The following is an 18,002-nucleotide window of genomic DNA, read 5'->3' on the forward strand; positions in this document are numbered from 1 at the left end:
ACCACCTTTGCCAAGGAGACCTCATGTCCGCCACTCTGGGTTTTGTGGCCACGCTGGCCGAAATGGAGCAGTTCTATCGCGGCGACAAGGCCGGCCAGATCATCGAGCTGATGAACAAGACCAACGACATCATGGATGACGTGCCCTGGATGGAAGCCAACCAGTCCGACGGCCATCTGACGCGCATCCGCACCGGCCTGCCCGCCGTGTACTGGCGCCGCCTCTATCAGGGCACGCCGCCCGCCAAGTCCCAGTGGAGCCAGGTCAAGGAAGGCTGCGGCATCCTTGAGGCCATCATGGAACTGGATGTGGAAGAGATCCGCCTGTACGGCGACCGCGACCGTTCCTTCCGCATGAGCGAGGGCATCGCCTTTGCCGAGGCCATGCGCCAGAAGGTGGCCCGCACCCTGTTCTACGGCGACAGCAACCGCAACCCCGACGAATTCAACGGCCTGGCCATGCGTTACCCGGCCAGCGATGCCGAGAACGTGCTGGATGCCGGTGGCCGCGACGGCGGCTGCACCTCGCTCTGGCTGGTCTCCTGGGGGCCGCAGTCCGTGCACGGCATCTATCCCAAGGGCAGCCGCGGCGGCCTTTCCCACGAGGACCTCAAGATCTACATGGCACAGGACGGGAACGGCCGCAAATATCAGGTCACGGGCGACAAATACAACTGGCGCTGCGGTCTGGCCGTGCGCGACTGGCGCGGGGTGGTGCGCATCGCCAACGTGCCCGTGGCCGCGCTGGGCAAGCGCAAGGGCGAGGAAGGTTTCGTTGACCTGCAGAAGCTGACCATCGAAGCCAAGAACCGCATGCCCCAGCATCTGCGCCGGAAAGCCGTCTGGTACGCCAACGCCGACGTGCTCACCGCGCTGGAACTCCAGAACTCCGACGCCGGGCAGGTGCAGCTGCACTACGGCGAATTCTTCGATGCCAGGGCCGTGCCCGTGCTGCACGGCCGCCCCGTGCGCCAGTGCGATGCCATCGCCTCGGACGAGGCGTCCATCTAGGAGCGCACGACCGGGGGAAGGGCTGCCCTGCGGCGCCCGCTGCCGCCGGGATCCCTGCTCCCGGCACGATCCCCCGGGGGATGGCGCCGCCCGGGCACGCAGGGCCTTCCCCCGTACTCCCTCGTGCCCGGGGGAACGCCTTCCGGCGCCGCCTCCGCCCTGTCCGCACGACCGTCATACGGTCCCCCATGCACTTTTCAGGAAACAAGGAGTCTTCATGGCCATCATCGACAGTCATTGCATCCTTTTCGAAGGCCCCCTCACCGCCGAAAGCACCGGCAAGGCCGTGCCCCTTACGGCCCTGCGTCTGCCCGGCCGCATGGAACCCATGCCGCTGCGCATTTCCGTGACCAGGGGCTTCGCCAAAGAACAGACCACCTCGCTGGCCCTGACCCTGCAGGAGGCCGACAGCGCCGACGGCGAATGGCAGGACGTGCCCGGAGCCGCCATCACCGTCCAGGGAGCGGAACTGGGGGAAGGCGCCCGCCTGGGCTGGCGCTTCGTGCCCCAGGCCGTGCGCAAGAACTGGCTGCGTCTCAAGCTGGCCCCGGCCGGCAGCGGCAGCCATGACGGGCACATCTTCGCGGCCCTGCTGCGCGAGGAGGACTTCCCCTACGAGAAGGAACTGCGCGTTCGCTAAGCCCCCTGGGCGGGATGGCGCCGGGCCGCCGTGATGCCCGGGCATCCGCACAGGATACGGCACCCTCCCCGCAGCCGTCGGACAAAGATCGTTTCCTTCCGGGGCCGCGGGACGGACGCCCTGTCCCGCGGGCCCGGCATCATGGGGGCACAGCCGTGCCCCCATGCCTGAGGCCATCACAAGGAGAACATATGGACACCCTGACCCAGATAGCCATCTGGAACCGGGCCCTGGGCTTTCTGGGCGCCCGCAGCATCGCCGCCGAGGACGAGAACACGCCCGAGGCCCTGCAATGCCGCCTGTACTGGGACAGCGCCCGGCGACAGGCCCTGCGGGACTACCCCTGGGCCTTTGCCCAGCGCCGGGCCTGGCTGGCCCGTGTGGCCCTGCCCGCGGGTTTCGAGCAGGAATACCGCTTTGCCTACGCCCTGCCCGGGGCCTGCCTCAAGGCGCACGAAGTCAGGCACGAAGGCCTGCTGCCGCGCCCCTTCTGTCTGGCACGGGACCCCGCCGGTGATGCCACCATCCTGCTCACCAGCGCCAGCCGGGCCCTGCTGCTCTATACGGAAGACGTACGCCATTGCCACCAGTTCGACGACCTTTTCGCCCACATGCTGGCCCGAAAGCTGGCCTGCCTGCTGGCGGCACCGCTGCTCAAGAGCAACAGCCAGAAGATCGCGGAACTGGAGCAGCTCTACAGCGCCAGCCTGCCCCAGGCCCGGCAGTCCGATGCCAGTGAACGCCGTCCCCTGCCCCTGCCCGACAGCTGGTTGCAGGCCCGTTAGCAGCCCTTTGCCTGTCCGCATCCTCCACCTTGCGGCGGTCTTCCATGTCCGCCCTTTTTCCGGGAGTTCGCATGACCATGCCCTACAGTCCCGGCCGTGCCCTGTTCGAAGGCAACGCCACGGCCACGGACTTTCCTTTTTCCTTCAAGGTCTGGGGGACGGAACAGCTGGCCGTCACCCTCACCGGTCCCGACGGCAGCAGCCGTCCCGCCGTCGGCTGGAGCGCCCGTCTGGACGACAACGGCGGCAGCGTGACCTATCTCCACGACGGCGCGCCCCTGCCCGCGGGCTGGAAGCTGGCCATCACCCGCGACATGCCGTTCGAACAGCAGATCGACCTGGTGTCCGGGACCCGCTTCGATGCCGAAGTCATCGAGACGGGCCTGGACAGGGCCACGGCCGAACGACAGCAGCTGCTGGAGCAGCTCCAGCGGGCGGTCATCCTGCCTCCCACCAGCGACGAAGACCCGGTCATGATGGCCGAACAGCTCCTGCAGGCGGAAAAGTCCGCCCGGGCCAGTGCCGCTGCTGCCCGGGAAAGCGGCTCCGCCGCGGCCGCCTGCGCTTCGCAGGCCGCCGCCAGCCAACAGGCCGCCGCGACTGCGGCGGAGGAGGCCGACCAAAGCCGGGCGGAGGCCGCCGCCCGTGCCGCTGCCGCCTCCCAAAGCGCCACGGCAGCCAGCCAGAGCGCGGAGGCCGCGGCAGAGAGCGAGGACAGGGCCGCCCAGAGCGCCGCGTCCATCCTGGGATTGCAGGTGGAGGTGGCCACGCTCGATCCCGGTCTGCCCGCCAGCGGGGACTATGACCCGGAGACCGGCATCCTGCATCTCGGCATCCCCAAGGGCGATTCCGGGGCGGCGGCCATCGCCACCCCCACCAGCCTGGGCAGCGTCATGCCCCAGACCGGCGATGCGGACGGCCTTGAACTCCAAGCAGACGGCAGCCTGCGTGTCCGCACGGCTAACGATACGCAGCGCGGCAGCGTGCTGGCCAGCGTGACGGCCACGGCCCACGCCGTGCCCCAGGCCGGAGAGGACGGCACCCTGGACGCGAGCTGGGTGCCCAGGCCCGACTGCTGGGACATGTTCCCGCCCTTCGTGCCCGTCCCCATCTGGAAAGCTACTCTTGGTGGCAGCGATGGCCGCCGGGCCATCATGCCGGGAGAACCCGGGGCCAGGGAAGAGTGGATACTCTGCGACGGCGGGAGCGACGGCAAGGGGGATGTGGTGCCTGACCTGCGCGGACGCTATGTCCGGGGCGCCAGCGAGGCCGAGCCCGAAGGCAGCGCCGGCGGCAGCGAGGAGATTGCCGTGCAGCTTTCCGGCAGCACCGGAGCCACGACCCTGAGCACGGCACAGATGCCCAGTCACGCCCACGGCATCACATGTTCCCCGCTTCGGGTCGAGTACAGCGCGAATGCCAAGGACTACGATTTGTACGAGTCTGGCAGCAAGACCTACAACACCAAGGCCGCCGGCGGCAACGGCTCCCACACGCACCCCCTGTCCGGCTCCGTCTCCGGCACGCACACCGACCCGCATCTCGCCATGAACTACTTCATCAAGGTGGTCTAGCATGAAAACACATGTCACCGTCATCCCGTCCGACGGCATCATCGCTGTGGACGGGGAGGTCCTGTACCTGGAAAGCATCAGGGAAGAGAGCTTCCACGCCCTCCAGTGGCACGAGGGCGCGGGCCATGTGGAGCCCGGCCACGGCCTGCCCAACGAGGCGCTTGCCGCCTGGGACTACGCCGGGCGCGTGGCCCCCTTCGTGGCCCTGTGGGAAGAGGAGAAAGAACGGCTGGAAGCCGGAGCCCGCCGTCCCGCCACGGAAGAAGGCCCGGCCGCGCAGGCCCTTGCCGCAGCCAGAGCGCAGTCGTCCGCCATCCTCATGGCCCGCATGCAGACGGACCTGGTGCAGACGGGCGCCTTTGCCGCGTCCGAGTTCGCCACCTTCGCCCAGGCAGGGCTGTTCACCACATGGGCCGCCGGACAGACCTACGCCAGGGGCTATCGCCTGGTCCACAGGGGCATCGTCTATGAGGTGCTGCAGGACGTGACGGCCCTGGCGGACCAGCCCCCGGATGCTGCCGGGATGCCGGCCGTGTACCGTCCGCTGTCCGTGGCGCCGGAAAGCGGCGACGGCCAGGCCGACAGCCCGGGGCAGGCGGCATCCTCCCGCGACCGTTCCGCCACCTCCAGCATCGCCGAGGCATCATGCGCATAGCCCTGCACAATTTCACCGGCGGCGAGGTCTCGCCCATCCTGGCCGCCCGCTATGACCTTTCCCGCTACAGCAGCTCCGTGCAGTGCATGGAGAACATGCTGCCCGGTCTGCACGGCGACGTGCGCCGCCGCCCCGGCACCCTGTTCCTGGGCGGCCTTGAGGACGAGGCCGTGCTCCTGCCTTTCAGCTTCAACGCCCTGGCGGAACAGAACTTCGTGCTCGTCCTTGCCGGGAACTCCCTGCGCATCGCCGACATCCACGGCTTCGATACGCAGGGGGGCATCATCCCCACGCTGCCCACGCCCTACGAGGCCCGGCACCTGCTGGAGATCTGCGCCGCCCAGGTGGGGGATACCGTCTATCTGGCCCATACGGCCTACCCGCTGCACAAGCTCGTCCGCAGCACGGACAGCGGACCGGAAGCCCCCCTGCCCGGGAACGCCATCCGCAGCCACGGCTACCGCTGGACGCTGGAAGCCGTGGCCCTCAACAGCAGCCTGCCCGCCCCCCGGGCCCCCGGCTGCACGTTCGTGCGCGGCAACAACGACGATGACGCCGGGCTCGGCTACACGCTGCGTTACAAGATCGTGGCCGTGGACGCCAACGGCAAGCAGTCGCTGGCCTCGGAGGCGGGCAGCTGCAGCGGCAAGCACCCTTCCGACTGGGTGGTGGGCAACCGCACGGACATCTCGTGGACAGCCGTGGAAGGCGCCACGGAATACAACATCTACCGGGAGGAGGCCGGCTATTACGGCTTCATCGGCGTCAGCAGCGGCACGACCTTTTCGGACAACAACTATCAGGCCGACACCGCCGATACCCCGCGCGAGGACTGGAACCCGTTCGCCGGCGGCAACAACCCGTCCGTGGTGGCCTTCCACCAGCAGCGCATGGTCCTGGCGGGCACACGCGACAGCCCGCAGGCCTTCTACCTTTCGCGCAGCGGGGATTTCGAGAACTTCCGCAAGTCCCGCCCCCTGCAGGACGACGACCCGGTGGAATACCTCATCGCTTCCGGCTCCATCGACGCCATCGCCTGGGCGGCCAGCTTCGGGGACCTGCTGCTGGGCACCTCGGGCAGCGAGTACAAGGCCGGCGGCAACGGCAGCGCCATCACCCCGGGCAACATCACCATCACGGCCCAGTCCTCCTGGGGCAGCGCGGGCCTGGCGCCCATCATCATCGGCAATGCCATCCTGCATGTGCAGCGCCACGGCGCCCATGTGCGCGACCTGTTCTATTCGCTGGAAAAGGACGGCTACGCGGGCAACGACCTTTCCATCCTGGCGCCGCATCTGTTCGAAGGCCACCGCCTGCGCCAGTGGGCCTACCAGCAGACACCGGGGTCCGTGCTCTGGATCGTGCGCGACGACGGCCTGCTGCTGGCGCTGACCTATCTCAAGGAACACGACATCTGGGGCTGGAGCCGCCATCCCACGGCCGGAGAGGTGCTGTCCGTATGCAGCATCTCCGGCCCGGACAGCGACGAACTCCTGCTGGTGGTCCGCCGCCGGGACGCGGACGGCGGCAGCCGCTACTGTCTGGAACGCCTGGCCCCCCAGTGGCAGGACAGCGACCCTGTGGAGGAAGCCTTCTTTGTGGATTGCGGTCTGAGCCTCCACCGGGAAGAGGCGGGGAGCGACGCAGGCGGGCTCGATCATCTGGAAGGCCAGACCCTGGCCGTGCTGGCGGACGGGAGCCCCGTGGAAGGCTGCGTGGTGCGGCAGGGCCGCATCCGGCTGCCCTTTGCCGCCCGCATCGTCCAGGCGGGCCTGCCCTATGCCTCGGTCCTGTCGCCCCTGCCCGTGGAGGGCAGCGGCGAATCCGGCAGCACCCTGGGACGGCAACGGGCGCTGGGCCGCTGCTGCCTGCGCCTGTACCGCAGCGTGGGGGGCCGCTGCGGGACCAGCCGCGACGAGCTCTACGACCTTCCCTTCCTGCCCCGGCGCTGGGACGAGGCCTGCCGGCCCTTCAGCGGCGATGTGGATTTCCTGCCCGCCGGAGGGCACAGCCCCTCGGCCAGCATCTGGCTGGTGCAGGAACGCCCCCTGCCCTTCCATCTGCTGGCCCTGAGCCTGGATGTGGAATTTGCGGAATTATGAACCAAGGAGGCACCATGATCCATTGTCGCCAGGAAGCGCTCGACCGCCTGCTGCCGGAGCTGCCGCCCCTGCTGCAGGCCCACTGGGACGAGAGCGAGGCCGCCCTGTACGGCCCGCAGACCTATGCGCTGGACGCGGAACGCTATGCCTGCTGGGAGCGCCTGGGCATGCTGCATGTGGTGACGGCCCGGGACGATTCCGGCCGCCTGCGGGGCTATGCCGCCTTCACCCTCACGGACTGCCCGCACCGTCCGGGCAGGCGTCTGGCCGCCCTGGACGGCCTGTACCTGGCCCCGGCCGCCCGCAAGGGCCTGACCGTCCTGCATCTGCTGCGCACGGCCGAGGCCGGGCTCAGGGAGCGCGGCGCGGACGTGATCCAGTACAGTTCCCCGGCCTCCCGGCCCTGTGACGCCCTGTATCGCCGTCTGGGGGCCCGCCATACGGAAAGCGTCTGGCACAAGGAGCTGCGCTGATGGCCGTGGCCAGCAGTACCGCGGCCCTGCTGGGGGCCGCCGTGACCCTTGCCGGCACGGCCGTGGGCACCTGGAGTGCCGTGAGCCGTCAGGAAGAACAGCGCAAGCAGGCGGAATTCGCCGCCGACATGGCCCGGCGCAATGCGCAGATAGCCGAGGAGAATGCCCGCATGGCCGAGGAAGAAGCCGGACAGGCCCGGGCCGACAGTTATGATGCGGCGGTGCGCAAACGGCAGGAGACGGCCCTGCTGATCGGCAGGCAGCGGGCACAGGCCGGGGCCTCGGGGGCGCAGATCGACAGCGGCAGCCACCTGGACAGCCAGCTCGACCTGCGGGAAAAAGGGGAGCTGGATGCCCTGTCCATCGAGGAACAGGGGGAGCGCGCCGCCTACAATCAGGAGGTCCAGGCCTGGAACCAGCGCAACGCCGCCCAGGGGTCCCAGGCCAGGGAACGCCAGCTGCGCAGCAAAAGCGGCACGGACTACCTTTCCCTGGGCAAGACCCTGCTCAACGGCGCCGGACGCCTGGGCAACAACTTTGACCTGTTTTCGGGCCAGGGACCGCGCCTGCCCTAAAAACCGGTGGCGTGGAAGCGGTCTCCGGCGCTGCCGTGATGCCGGGCATCGGGATCACGGACGGCGGCAGGAGGCGCCGCCCGCGCACGTTCGGCGGCATGGCCTGCGATGGCCTGCCCGCAAGGCCCGTATCCCGTGGCCCGGCGGGGCGGCCTCGCACGCCGCACCCCGCCGGGATCCCCCAAGCGTCCCCTTTGGCGCGCACGCTCCCGGCACAGGGCTGGACGCCCTTCGTGACAGCAAAAGGCCATCCTCTTTCATAGGGATGGCCTTTTTTGCATGATGCGCAAAAGGGCCGCGGCATGATGCCGCGGCCCCGGGTATCCATTCTGCAGCGGGCAGGCTACGTCAGGAAAGGACTAGAAGGTGTAGTTCAGTTCTTCGAAGTGGTCCTTGGGATGGGCACAGGCCGGGCACATTTCGGGAGCGTGGGTGCCTTCCACCAGGCAGCCGCAGTTACGGCAGCGCCACACGGTGGCTTTTTCACGCATGAACATGCGGCCTTCCTTGATGTCTTTGGCCAGGGCCAGGAAGCGCTTTTCGTGGTAGGCTTCGGCCACGGCGATGCTGCGCATCACAGCGGCGATCTCGGAGAAGCCTTCCTTTTCGGCCACAGCGGCGAAGGAAGGATACATTTCCGTGTGCTCGTGGTTTTCACCGGCAGCGGAGGCCAGCAGGTTGGCCTCGGTGGCACCGATGATGCCGGCGGGGAAAGCGCCCACGATCTCCACATCGCCGCCTTCAAGGAACTTGAACAGCCGCTTGGCGTGTTCCTTTTCCTGCAGGGCGGTTTCCTGGAAGATGTCGCGCACCAGGACGTAGCCATCGCTTTTGGCTTTGGCAGCAAAGAAGTCGTAACGGTTGCGGGCCTGAGATTCACCGGCGAAAGCGGTCAGGATGTTTTTCTCGGTCTGGGTACCTTTCAAAGATTTCATATGCTGTCTCCCGAGCCGTGGCTCTGTTGCTGTGCTTGTTGTTGCGGAGGTCGTGTTCCGTTCGTTGATTTATTAATAATAAATCTTATTAGCAAAAGCAAGCACTTTTTTCATCTTCCCGAAAAAAATGTCGGGCTGCCTGTCACCTCCATAACGCCAAATCCATGAAAAAACAAGTATATTTATTGTAATATTTTGAAATTATTTATCTATTTTTTATCAACTCCTGTTTGCAGACCCGCGGCGGCTGTGGCAAGCTTGCGGCATGCAACCTGTCTCCGCCCCTTCCTCCGTCCAGCTCCTCGATGATGCGGATGCCGTTCTGTTCACCCTGGCAGACGGCAGCCGCCATGTGGCACGCCTGATCCCTTCCGCCAGGGCCCGGAAGCTGCGCCTGCGCCTGTCCCCTGGGCGGGGCCTGCTCCTGACCGTGCCTGCCGGCATGCCCGCCAGGGCCCTGCCTGCCCTGCTCTTCTCCTTCCTGCCCTGGCTGGAGCGTCACCTCCCCGCCTGTCCCGCGCCCGCACCGCCCGTCGTGCCCGAGAGCCTCCTCCTGCCCCTGCGCGGTACGGCCCTGCGGGTCGTTGCCGCCGGGCCGCTGGCTGAAGGCCGCCGCCAGAGCCCCTCCTGCGCGGAGCCCCCCCTGCTGCTGCGTTCCGGCGGCAAACGCCTGCTGGCCCTGGTCCGGGACGCGGAACTGCGGCTCTATGCTGCTGCTGCGCCGGAAGATGCCGCCCTGCTGCTGCGCCACTGGTGCCGTCACCAGGCGGCAAGGCTGCTGCCGCCGCACCTGCGACAGCTCGCCCTTCAGGAAGGACTCACCGTCGCCCGGGTCAGCATCAGGGACCAGCGCCGCCGCTGGGGCAGCTGCAGTGCCCGTGACGGCGGCAGCATCTGCCTCAACTGGCGTGCCGTCCTGCTGCCCCTGCCCCTGCTGGACCACCTGTGCTGGCACGAGCTGTGCCACCTGCGCCATATGGATCATTCCCCGGCCTACCGGCAGACACTGGCCCGGGTCTCTCCCGACTGGAAACTCCAGGAACGCCGTCTGACCGCCTTCTGGCGCGACCTGCCGGCCTGGGCACGCCCCCGCCCCGTACCGGCTCCGAAGGAAGCCGCCGGAAAGGCGGCTTTACAAGCCCGGGACAGCCCCGTATAGCCATCCCTATGGACGGGGCATCATTCTTCATCTGTTTCGCGGGCTGGACCCTGGGTGGTATCGTCAACGGCATCAGCGGCCTGGGGGCGGGTATCTTCGCCCTGCCCATCGTCCTGCTGGTCACGGACATCAAGACGGCCTCCCTCATCACCTGCATCATCTGCATCCCCCTGCCCGCCATCCTGGGCTGGCAGTTCCGCCGCCATTACCGCCTGGCCGATCTTCGGCTGCTGTTCCTGGGCACCATCCCCGGTGCCCTGCTGGGCGTGGCCCTGCTGCCGCGCATCCCCGCGCGCGCCCTGCAGATGGGCCTGGGGATCATGCTCATGGCCCACATGCTCTGGCATCTGCTCGCCCACCGGCCGGGGCCCCTGCGCTCCCCCCTGCTCTGGGGAACGGCCAGCGGGGCGGTGGCCGGCTTCATCCAGGCCGTGAGCGGCCTCGGCGGCCCGCCCATCGGCATGTACGCCCAGCTGGCCCACTGGGACAAGGACCGCACGCGCGGCAATATCAGCCTGTACTTCCTGGGGCTCTCCCTGCCCCTGGTCCTCACGCAGTATCTGGCGGGCTATTACACCGGGCCCGTGCTCCAGGGCCTGATCCCCTGCCTGCTGGGCTGCGGCACGGGCCTGGCCATCAGCTATCCCCTGGCCCGCAGGATCGGCGAGGCCGGCTTCCAGCGCCTGCTGGCCATCGTCATCGGCCTGTCGGGCTTCTCCATCCTCACGCGGGCCCTGCTGGACAGCTGAACGGAAAAAGAACGCCGCCACGACGTCCTTTTTTATGGGCCGAAAACAGTGAAAACAGGGTTACGGCTCCAGTTTGCGCACGGCATCGGCCCTGCCGGCCACTACCAGCGTATCGCCCTTGTGCAGCACGGTGAGCGCCGGCGGGACGAACTGGAAGACACGCTCGCCTGCCGGACGGATGCCCATGACCATGACCCCGAAGGACTGGATCAGGTTCAGGTCCACCAGCGTGCGCCCGTGCCAGTTGTCGACGCGCAGCTCCTGGATGGCGATGCCGCCGTATTTGGGGATCAGGTCCAGCATGCCCGGATGGCACAGCTGGTGCGCGGCCATGACGGCGGCCTCCATCTCGGGCACGATGGCCCTGTCCACATGCAGGCGCTGCAGGATCTTCTTGTGCTCCTCGTTGGAGGCCTTGACCCAGATCTTGGGGCCGCCCAGCTCCTGGATGTTGAGCGTGATGCTCAGGGACTGTTCCACCCCCTCGCCCACACTGATGACCACCCAGTCCAGATCCTGCACATGCAGGGAGCGCAGGACGCTCAGGCTGGTGGCGTCGGCCTTGTAGACCGTGTCCAGCTGCTCTTCTGCCAGCTGCACACGGGCATCGGACATGTCGATGCCGATGACCGTATGGCCCAGGGAAGCCAGAGTCGTGGCCATGCGCAGGCCGAATTTTCCCAGACCGATGATGCCGATTTCCAAAGTTTTCTCTGCCATGCAGGCTCCTTGTCATGATGCGCCGCCCCGCCTCCCCTGCGGGATGGCGCCGGGAACAGCCGCGGACACGGGTGTGCCGTGCCCCTGCAAAACGGACCTTCCCCGGTGCTTATCCCACGGGCAGCTGGCTTTCCGCGTAGGCATAGGCCTTCTTGGGCCGCAGGCTGCGCAGGGCCAGCAGCAGGGAGAGCAGCCCCACACGCCCGGCGAACATGTTGAAGATCAGGACGCACTTGCCTTCACTGGTCAGCTCGGGGGTCAGATTGACGCTGAGCCCCACGGTGCCCTGCGCCGAGACTACCTCGAACAGCAAACGGATGAAGGCCATGCTCTGTCCCTCAAGCCGGTGCAGGATGCCGTTTTCCGTGATGGTCAGCAAAAAGACGGAAAAAAAGATGCTCAGCGTGTACAGCAAAAAGAGCGTCAGGGCCCGCGTCAGGTTTTCGGGCGGCACGCCCCGCTTGTGGAAGACGATCTGGCGATCCCCGCGCACCTGGGCGGCCACATAGCCCACCAGCAGGCGGAAAGTCACGATCTTGATGCCGCCGGCGCACGAGCCCGGCCCGCCGCCGATGAACATCAGGACCATCAGGACCAGCAAACTCGCGTGGCTCCAGTGGGCCATGTCCACCATATTGAAGCCCGCGGTGCGGGCCGAGACGGAATGGAACAGGGAGACGAGGAACAGATGGAGGCCGTCCCCCACCAGGTCTTCATTGCCCGCGCGGCGCCACTCCACCACGAAGATCAGCAATGCCCCGGCCACGATGAGGAATAGGCTGGTGTTGATGACCAGACGGCTCAGGCGGCTCAGGCGTGTCACCGGCGCCAGGCGTCCCCGGCTCAGGATGCCCAGGCATTCCCGCAGCACGCCGAAACCGATGCCCCCCAGGACGATGCAGAGGCAGATGACCGTGCAGACCAGGCCGTCTTCCCGGAAGGCCATCATATTGTCCGGGGCCAGGGCGAAACCGGCATTGCAAAAGGCCGAGACCGCGTGGAACAGGGCGCTGAACGGGGAAAAGAACTCCGGGTCATGCCAAAAAAGCACCAGCGCCGCCAGCAGCTCCACGCCCAGGACGATGCATACGACCTGCAGGAGGAACTGCCCCATATTGAAATCCCCGCCCAGCAGGGCCTGGCTCACGGCCTCCCGGCTGGTGAAGGGCACCTGCTTGCGCCACAAAAGGAAGATCAGGCTGGTATAGGTCATGACGCCCAGACCGCCCACCTGGATGAGCACGAGCAGCACCCCCTGCCCCACCGGGCTCAGCGCCCGGCTGATGTCCACCGGGGACAGGCCGGTCACACATACCGCGGACGTGGAAAGGAAAGCGGCATCCACCACGGAGAGGCCCGTGCCCTCCCCCTGGCAGACGGGCAGGCACAGGGCCAGCGTCCCCAGCAGGATCATGGCCGCAAAGGAAATGGCCGGCCATGTCAGGGGGGTGAGATAACGTTTGCGCTGCATGCTCCTCCTTTGGGGATCAGGACGCATCATCCCGCTGCCCGCCGGCACGCGGCACCTGGCCGGCAGGAACGGGAAGGCTCACCACCGGGGCAGCCGGGCGGCCAGTGCTTCCGGCGCTGCGCCAGACGGAACGGCCTGCTGCGGCAGGTGCCCGGTGCAGCCTGCACCCTAGTCCAGCTGCCCGGCTATTGCAAGCCGACCTCTCCGGCGGCTGCCCTTTACAGCCGGGGCAAAGCCAGCTACAGTGCCCGCAGCTAGGGGAGCCGTGGACGGCAGTTGTACGGCTGAGAGTGGGATAGTCCCAGACCCTGTGAACCTGACGCAGTTCGCACTGCCGTAGGGAAGCTGAGCCGCACCCGCGAAAACAGGTGGTGGCTTTTTTTGCGCCCTGCGTCCAAACCGAAGGATGCAAAACCATGTCTTCCATCCTCTCCCGCAATGCCGCCTTGCGCGGCCTTCTGGACCAGCATCTGGCCGCCCTTTCCCAGGAAGAGGGCCTTGCCCCTGAAACCATCACCAGCGCCCTCGAAGCCGGCAGCATGGTCCTGCTGGGCAATCCCGCCCATGCGGGCCTGGCGCCCATCGTCGTGGGCCAGCCCTCGCGCATCAAGGTCAACGCCAATATCGGCACCTCGCCGCTGTGCAACTGTCTGCACACCGAAAAGCGCAAGCTGGCCGTGGCTCTGGAAGCCGGCGCCGATACGGTCATGGATCTTTCCATCGCCGGGGATCTGGACGCCATCCGCACCGGCATGCTGGCTGCCTGCCCCCGTCCTCTGGGCACGGTGCCCATGTATTCCGTGGGCCAGCAGATCCTGGACAACGACCGGGACATCGCCAGCATGCAGCCTGACGACCTGTTCGCCGAGATCGAAAAGCAGGCCCGCCAGGGTGTGGACTTCATGACCGTCCACTGCGGCCTGACCAGGCGCGGCGCGGAAATGGCCGTCAGGGAAGATCGTGTCATGGGCGTCGTCTCGCGCGGCGGCTCCATGCTGGCCCGCTGGATGCTGGAAAACGGCAAGGAAAATCCCCTGCTGGAATATTTCGACCGTCTCATCGATGTGTGCCGCCAGTTCAACGTCACCCTGTCCCTGGGCGATGGTCTGCGCCCCGGCGCGGGTGTGGACGCCGGTGACGCCGCCCAGTGGGAAGAGGTCATCACCCTGGGCCGTCTGGCCAAATATGCTCTGGAACAGGGCGTGCAGTGCATGATCGAAGGCCCCGGCCATGTGCCCATGAACCAGGTCCGCACCCAGATCCAGGGCATCAAGCGCCTGACCAACAACGCGCCCCTCTATGTCCTTGGCCCCTTGTGCTGCGACAGCGCCCCGGGCTACGACCACATCGCCGGTGCCATCGGCGGTGCCCTGGGCGTGGAAGCCGGTGTGGACTTCCTCTGCTACCTGACCCCGGCCGAGCATCTGACCCTGCCCGATGAGGACGACGTGCGCGCCGGTGTCATGGCCTCGCGCGTGGCCGCCCATGTGGGCGAAGTGGCCCTGGGCCGCGAACGTGCCGTGCGCCGCGAAGCCACCATGAACGCCGGCCGCAAGGCCCTGGACTGGGACATGATGCGCGACGCCGCCCTTGATCCCCGGCAGCTGGACAAGCGCCGCGAGGAGCACAAGCACGAGGATGTCTGCGCCATGTGCGGCAAGTTCTGCGCTGTGAAGATGCTCAAGGACCAGAAGAAAGACCAGGGATAGGGCGCAGGAAAAGGACAGCCCCAAGGCTTCTGCCGAAAAGGCGCGGCCCGCATCTGCCGCTGGCCTTCTCTTTCCTGCGGAAAACGTTTTTGAGGGGGAGGGAACCCCTTTTCCTGGCGGAAAAAAGGGGTTCCCTCCCCCTCGCCCCCTCCTTCCCCAAAAACCGCTCATCACGACTGCCTGCCGCGCAGGCAGTCGTTTTTTTGCAACTGTCGCAGCTGAAGCAGGATGCCGGCGTCCCGGCACATGCGCCCGCCCAAAACCACCGTCGCTCTTCGTGTGCGCATGCTCGCCGACGGCTGGCACATTGAGCCCTGCGGGCGCGTATCTCCGCCAAGTCACGAACAGCGAAAGAGGGGGCCTTTTCCCGGTTTGGCCGGTCTTCCTTCCCCCCGAGCGTCCGACTGCTCGTCAGTCCGTCTGCCGCTTCTCTGCTCCATCAATTGTGTTCGTGGATATCCGTCTGGCGGGCAGCTCTGCAGCGTCAAGCGCCCTGCACTCGCGGAACCCTAGGTATGCGAGTGCCTTGCGGTTCGCCCCGGAATTCGCTCCCTCTTGGCCCGCAGGAGCTTTCTTCCCCTCCCATATCACGGCCGGGATCGCCGGCAAGGGACATGCCTCGCCCGGCCTGCACGATCCGCACGGCCCGCGCTGCCTCTTTCGCCGGTTCTCCCCCAAAAGCGCGGGCGAAGACCACAGGTCGTTGCAGCGCCATGGACATGGTCTTGCGGGATGGCATGTGAAGGTGCCCAAACAAAAAAATCCCCGGCGGAGCGGGGACAAAACCGGCAAAGCGGCGGGATAGAGGTCCGGCCGCTGGGGGATCGGGCAGGCGCACGCCGTGCGGAGGCGCGCCATACAAAAAAGACCCCCTCGCGCTGGGAGCGGCAAGGGGGTCTCGAACGATCTTTGGCAGCGGCCTACTTTCCCACATGACGTTATGCAGTATCATCGGCGATGGAGAGCTTAACTTCCGAGTTCGGAATGGGGTCGGGTGTACCCTCTCCTCTATGGCTACCAAAGAAATTTGTCAAAATATTGAAACAGGGATGGAAGATTTTCGAGAAACAAGACGCACGGGCTATTAGTACTGGTCAGCTCCACCCCTCACAGGGCTTCCACCTCCAGCCTATCGACGAGGTCGTCTACCTCGGCCCTTCAGGACTTGCGTCAGGGAGAACTTATCTTAAGGCAGGCTTCCCGCTTAGATGCTTTCAGCGGTTATCCCTTCCACACATAGCTACCCTGCTGTGCCGTTGGCACGACAACAGGTCCACCAGTGGTGTGTCCATCCCGGTCCTCTCGTACTAGGGACAGGCCCTTTCAATTCTCCTACGCCCACAGAAGATAGGGACCAAACTGTCTCACGACGTTTTAAACCCAGCTCGCGTACCACTTTAAACGGCGAACAGCCGTACCCTTGGGACCTGCTTCAGCCCCAGGATGTGATGAGCCGACATCGAGGTGCCAAACCGCATCGTCGATGTGAACTCTTGGATGCGATCAGCCTGTTATCCCCGGCGTACCTTTTATCCAATGAGCGATGACCCTTCCATTCGGGATCACCGGATCACTAACACCTACTTTCGTACCTGCTCGAGATGTCTCTCTTGCAGTCAAGCTCCCTTCTGCGTTTGCACTCGACGGCTGGTTTCCAATCAGCCTGAGGGAACCTTTGCATGCCTCCGTTACATTTTGGGAGGCGACCGCCCCAGTCAAACTACCCACCAGACACTGTCCTCTTACCGGGTAACGGCGAAGAGTTAGGGACCTGAACAAACAAGGGTGGTATTTCAACGTTGCCTCCCCCCATACTGGCGTACAGGGTTCACAGGCTCCCACCTATGCTACACATGCAGGCTCAAATCCCAATGTCAAGCTATAGTAAAGGTGCACAGGGTCTTTCCGTCTTTCTGCGGGTACACGGCATTTTCACCGCGACTTCAATTTCACCGAGTCTCTGGCCGAGACAGTGTGGAGATCGTTACGCCATTCGTGCAGGTCGGAACTTACCCGACAAGGAATTTCGCTACCTTAGGACCGTTATAGTTACGGCCGCCGTTTACTGGGGCTTCAATTCGGAGCTTCGCTTGCGCTGACTCCTCCTTTTAACCTTCCAGCACCGGGCAGGCGTCAGTCCGTATACGTCGTCTATACGACTTGGCACAGACCTATGTTTTTAGTAAACAGTCGCCACCACCATTTCTCTGCGGCTTTTCAGGGCTCGACAGAGTGAATCGCTTCACCCTAAAAAGCACCCCTTCTTCCGAAGGTACGGGGTTATTTTGCCGAGTTCCTTGGCCAGAGTTCTCTCGAGCGCCTTGGATTATTCATCCCACCCACCTGAGTTGGTTTCCGGTACGGTTTGCGTGTCCTATACTTAGAAGCTTTTCTAGGCAGCATAGACTCGACAACTTCAGCCCTTGCGGGCACGGACTCGCGTCTCAGGATAGAGAGAAGCGGATTTGCCAGCTCCTCATCCCTACACGCTTGCACCGGGACAACCAGCGCCCGGCTTGCCTATCTTCCTGCGTCCCTTCATCGCGCGAACACACAAGTACGTGAATATTAACACGTTTCCCATCAGCTACGCCTTTCAGCCTCGCCTTAGGGGCCGACTAACTCCGGGAAGATTACCTTTACCCGGAAAACCTTGGGTTTACGGCGAACGGGTTTTTCACCCGTTTTATCGTTACTCATGTCAGCATAATCACTTCTCCACAGTCCAGCATGCCTTGCGACACACCTTCTGCCCGTGAAGAACGCTCCCCTACCAGACCGCTTACGCGGAATTCAAAGCTTCGGTACCATGCTTAGCCCCGTTACATTTTCGGCGCAACGTCATTAGACCAGTGAGCTATTACGCTTTCTTTAAACGATGGCTGCTTCTAAGCCAACGTCCTGGGTGTCTCTACAACGTCACCACCTTAACCACTGAGCATGGATTTGGAGACCTTAGCTGTTGATCTGGGCTCTTACCCTCTCGACGACGGACCTTAGCACCCGCCGTCTGACTCCCATGGTACATCTGACCGGCATTCTGAGTTTGATAGGGTTTGGTAATCTGGTAGGACCCCTAGCCCTGTCAGTGCTTTACCTCCGGTAGACAATCCATGAGGCTATACCTCAATATATTTCGGGGAGAACCAGCTATCACCGGGTTTGATTGGCCTTTCACCCCTATCCACAAGTCATCCAAACCGTTTTCAGCCGGTATTGGTTCGGTCCTCCACAAGGTTTTACCCTTGCTTCAACCTGCTCATGGATAGATCACCCGGTTTCGGGTCTAATCCGCACTACTCGTCGCCCTTGTCAGACTCGGTTTCCCTACGGCTCCACTCACGCTTAACCTTGCAGTACAGATTAACTCGCTGACTCATTATGCAAAAGGCACGTGATCACGGAACAAGTCCGCTCTCACAGCTTGTAAGCACCAGGTTTCAGA

Annotated in this window: 14 protein-coding genes, 2 rRNA genes and 1 riboswitch (1 of these 17 running past the window's edge); of the genes, 11 read left to right on the forward strand and 5 right to left on the reverse strand. The window is 65.0% G+C overall.

The genetic code is table 11. From position 1 onward, the window contains the following. Positions 1-23: 23 nt before the first annotated feature. The 8 genes from DESPIGER_RS06505 to DESPIGER_RS06540 all read left to right on the forward strand — a co-directional run bounded on the left by DESPIGER_RS06505 (position 24) and on the right by DESPIGER_RS06540 (position 7,814). A complete protein-coding gene (locus tag DESPIGER_RS06505; protein WP_072334595.1) occupies positions 24-1,010 on the forward strand; it encodes a major capsid protein in 987 nt (328 codons plus the stop codon). Between the two features lie 217 nt (positions 1,011-1,227). After that, entirely contained in the window at positions 1,228-1,650 is a 423-nt protein-coding gene (locus DESPIGER_RS06510) for a hypothetical protein (protein ID WP_072334598.1), read from the forward strand. Between the two features lie 191 nt (positions 1,651-1,841). Then, positions 1,842-2,435 carry a hypothetical protein gene (locus DESPIGER_RS06515; RefSeq protein ID WP_072334600.1) on the forward strand — a complete coding sequence of 198 codons (594 nt, stop codon included), beginning with the start codon at positions 1,842-1,844 and terminating at the stop codon, positions 2,433-2,435. A gap of 71 nt (positions 2,436-2,506) precedes the next feature. Continuing rightward, entirely contained in the window at positions 2,507-4,009 is a 1,503-nt protein-coding gene (locus tag DESPIGER_RS06520; protein ID WP_072334603.1) for a hypothetical protein, read from the forward strand. 1 nt (position 4,010) lies between these two features. Next, positions 4,011-4,664, forward strand: a complete 654-nt coding sequence (locus tag DESPIGER_RS06525; RefSeq protein WP_072334606.1) for a hypothetical protein — start codon at positions 4,011-4,013, stop codon at positions 4,662-4,664. Next, entirely contained in the window at positions 4,655-6,766 is a 2,112-nt protein-coding gene (locus DESPIGER_RS06530) for a hypothetical protein (RefSeq protein ID WP_072334608.1), read from the forward strand. Before DESPIGER_RS06525 ends, DESPIGER_RS06530 begins: the two co-directional genes overlap by 10 nt. Positions 6,767-6,780: 14 nt before the next feature. Beyond that, positions 6,781-7,239, forward strand: coding sequence for a GNAT family N-acetyltransferase (locus tag DESPIGER_RS06535; protein WP_231927536.1), 459 nt, complete (start codon positions 6,781-6,783; stop codon positions 7,237-7,239). Next, positions 7,239-7,814, forward strand: a complete 576-nt coding sequence (locus DESPIGER_RS06540; RefSeq protein WP_072334614.1) for a hypothetical protein — start codon at positions 7,239-7,241, stop codon at positions 7,812-7,814. Before DESPIGER_RS06535 ends, DESPIGER_RS06540 begins: the two co-directional genes overlap by 1 nt. A gap of 359 nt (positions 7,815-8,173) precedes the next feature. Here the strand turns inward: DESPIGER_RS06540 and rbr are convergent, their stop codons facing one another. Then, positions 8,174-8,749 (reverse strand): rubrerythrin, encoded by a 576-nt coding sequence (gene rbr / locus DESPIGER_RS06545; RefSeq protein ID WP_072334617.1) that lies wholly within the window; start codon positions 8,747-8,749, stop codon positions 8,174-8,176. A gap of 265 nt (positions 8,750-9,014) precedes the next feature. On the opposite strand from rbr, the gene DESPIGER_RS06550 reads away from it, so the two are divergent. Together DESPIGER_RS06550 and DESPIGER_RS06555 are read left to right on the forward strand one after the other, a co-directional pair. Next, a complete protein-coding gene (locus DESPIGER_RS06550) occupies positions 9,015-9,908 on the forward strand; it encodes a M48 family metallopeptidase (RefSeq protein ID WP_083575323.1) in 894 nt (297 codons plus the stop codon). 8 nt (positions 9,909-9,916) lie between these two features. Then, positions 9,917-10,657, forward strand: a complete 741-nt coding sequence (locus DESPIGER_RS06555; RefSeq protein WP_072334620.1) for a sulfite exporter TauE/SafE family protein — start codon at positions 9,917-9,919, stop codon at positions 10,655-10,657. 60 nt (positions 10,658-10,717) lie between these two features. Here DESPIGER_RS06555 and DESPIGER_RS06560 read toward each other — a convergent pair whose 3' ends face one another. Together DESPIGER_RS06560 and DESPIGER_RS06565 are read right to left on the reverse strand one after the other, a co-directional pair. Beyond that, positions 10,718-11,377, reverse strand: coding sequence for a potassium channel family protein (locus DESPIGER_RS06560; protein WP_072334623.1), 660 nt, complete (start codon positions 11,375-11,377; stop codon positions 10,718-10,720). Between the two features lie 109 nt (positions 11,378-11,486). Further along, positions 11,487-12,848, reverse strand: a complete 1,362-nt coding sequence (locus DESPIGER_RS06565; protein WP_072334626.1) for a TrkH family potassium uptake protein — start codon at positions 12,846-12,848, stop codon at positions 11,487-11,489. A gap of 246 nt (positions 12,849-13,094) precedes the next feature. Then, a riboswitch (TPP riboswitch) is annotated at positions 13,095-13,208 on the forward strand. A gap of 56 nt (positions 13,209-13,264) precedes the next feature. Between DESPIGER_RS06565 and thiC the strand changes: the two genes are divergently transcribed. Continuing rightward, positions 13,265-14,557, forward strand: a complete 1,293-nt coding sequence (gene thiC, locus DESPIGER_RS06570; protein ID WP_072334629.1) for a phosphomethylpyrimidine synthase ThiC — start codon at positions 13,265-13,267, stop codon at positions 14,555-14,557. A 907-nt stretch (positions 14,558-15,464) separates the two neighbouring features. Here the strand turns inward: thiC and rrf are convergent. Both rrf and DESPIGER_RS06580 read right to left on the reverse strand, forming a co-directional pair. Beyond that, positions 15,465-15,579, reverse strand: a 5S ribosomal RNA gene (gene rrf / locus DESPIGER_RS06575). A gap of 41 nt (positions 15,580-15,620) precedes the next feature. Further along, positions 15,621-18,002: ribosomal RNA gene (locus tag DESPIGER_RS06580) — 23S ribosomal RNA — on the reverse strand (it continues 551 nt past the right edge of the window).

The organism is Desulfovibrio piger (assembly GCF_900116045.1).
GTDB lineage: Bacteria > Desulfobacterota > Desulfovibrionia > Desulfovibrionales > Desulfovibrionaceae > Desulfovibrio > Desulfovibrio piger_A.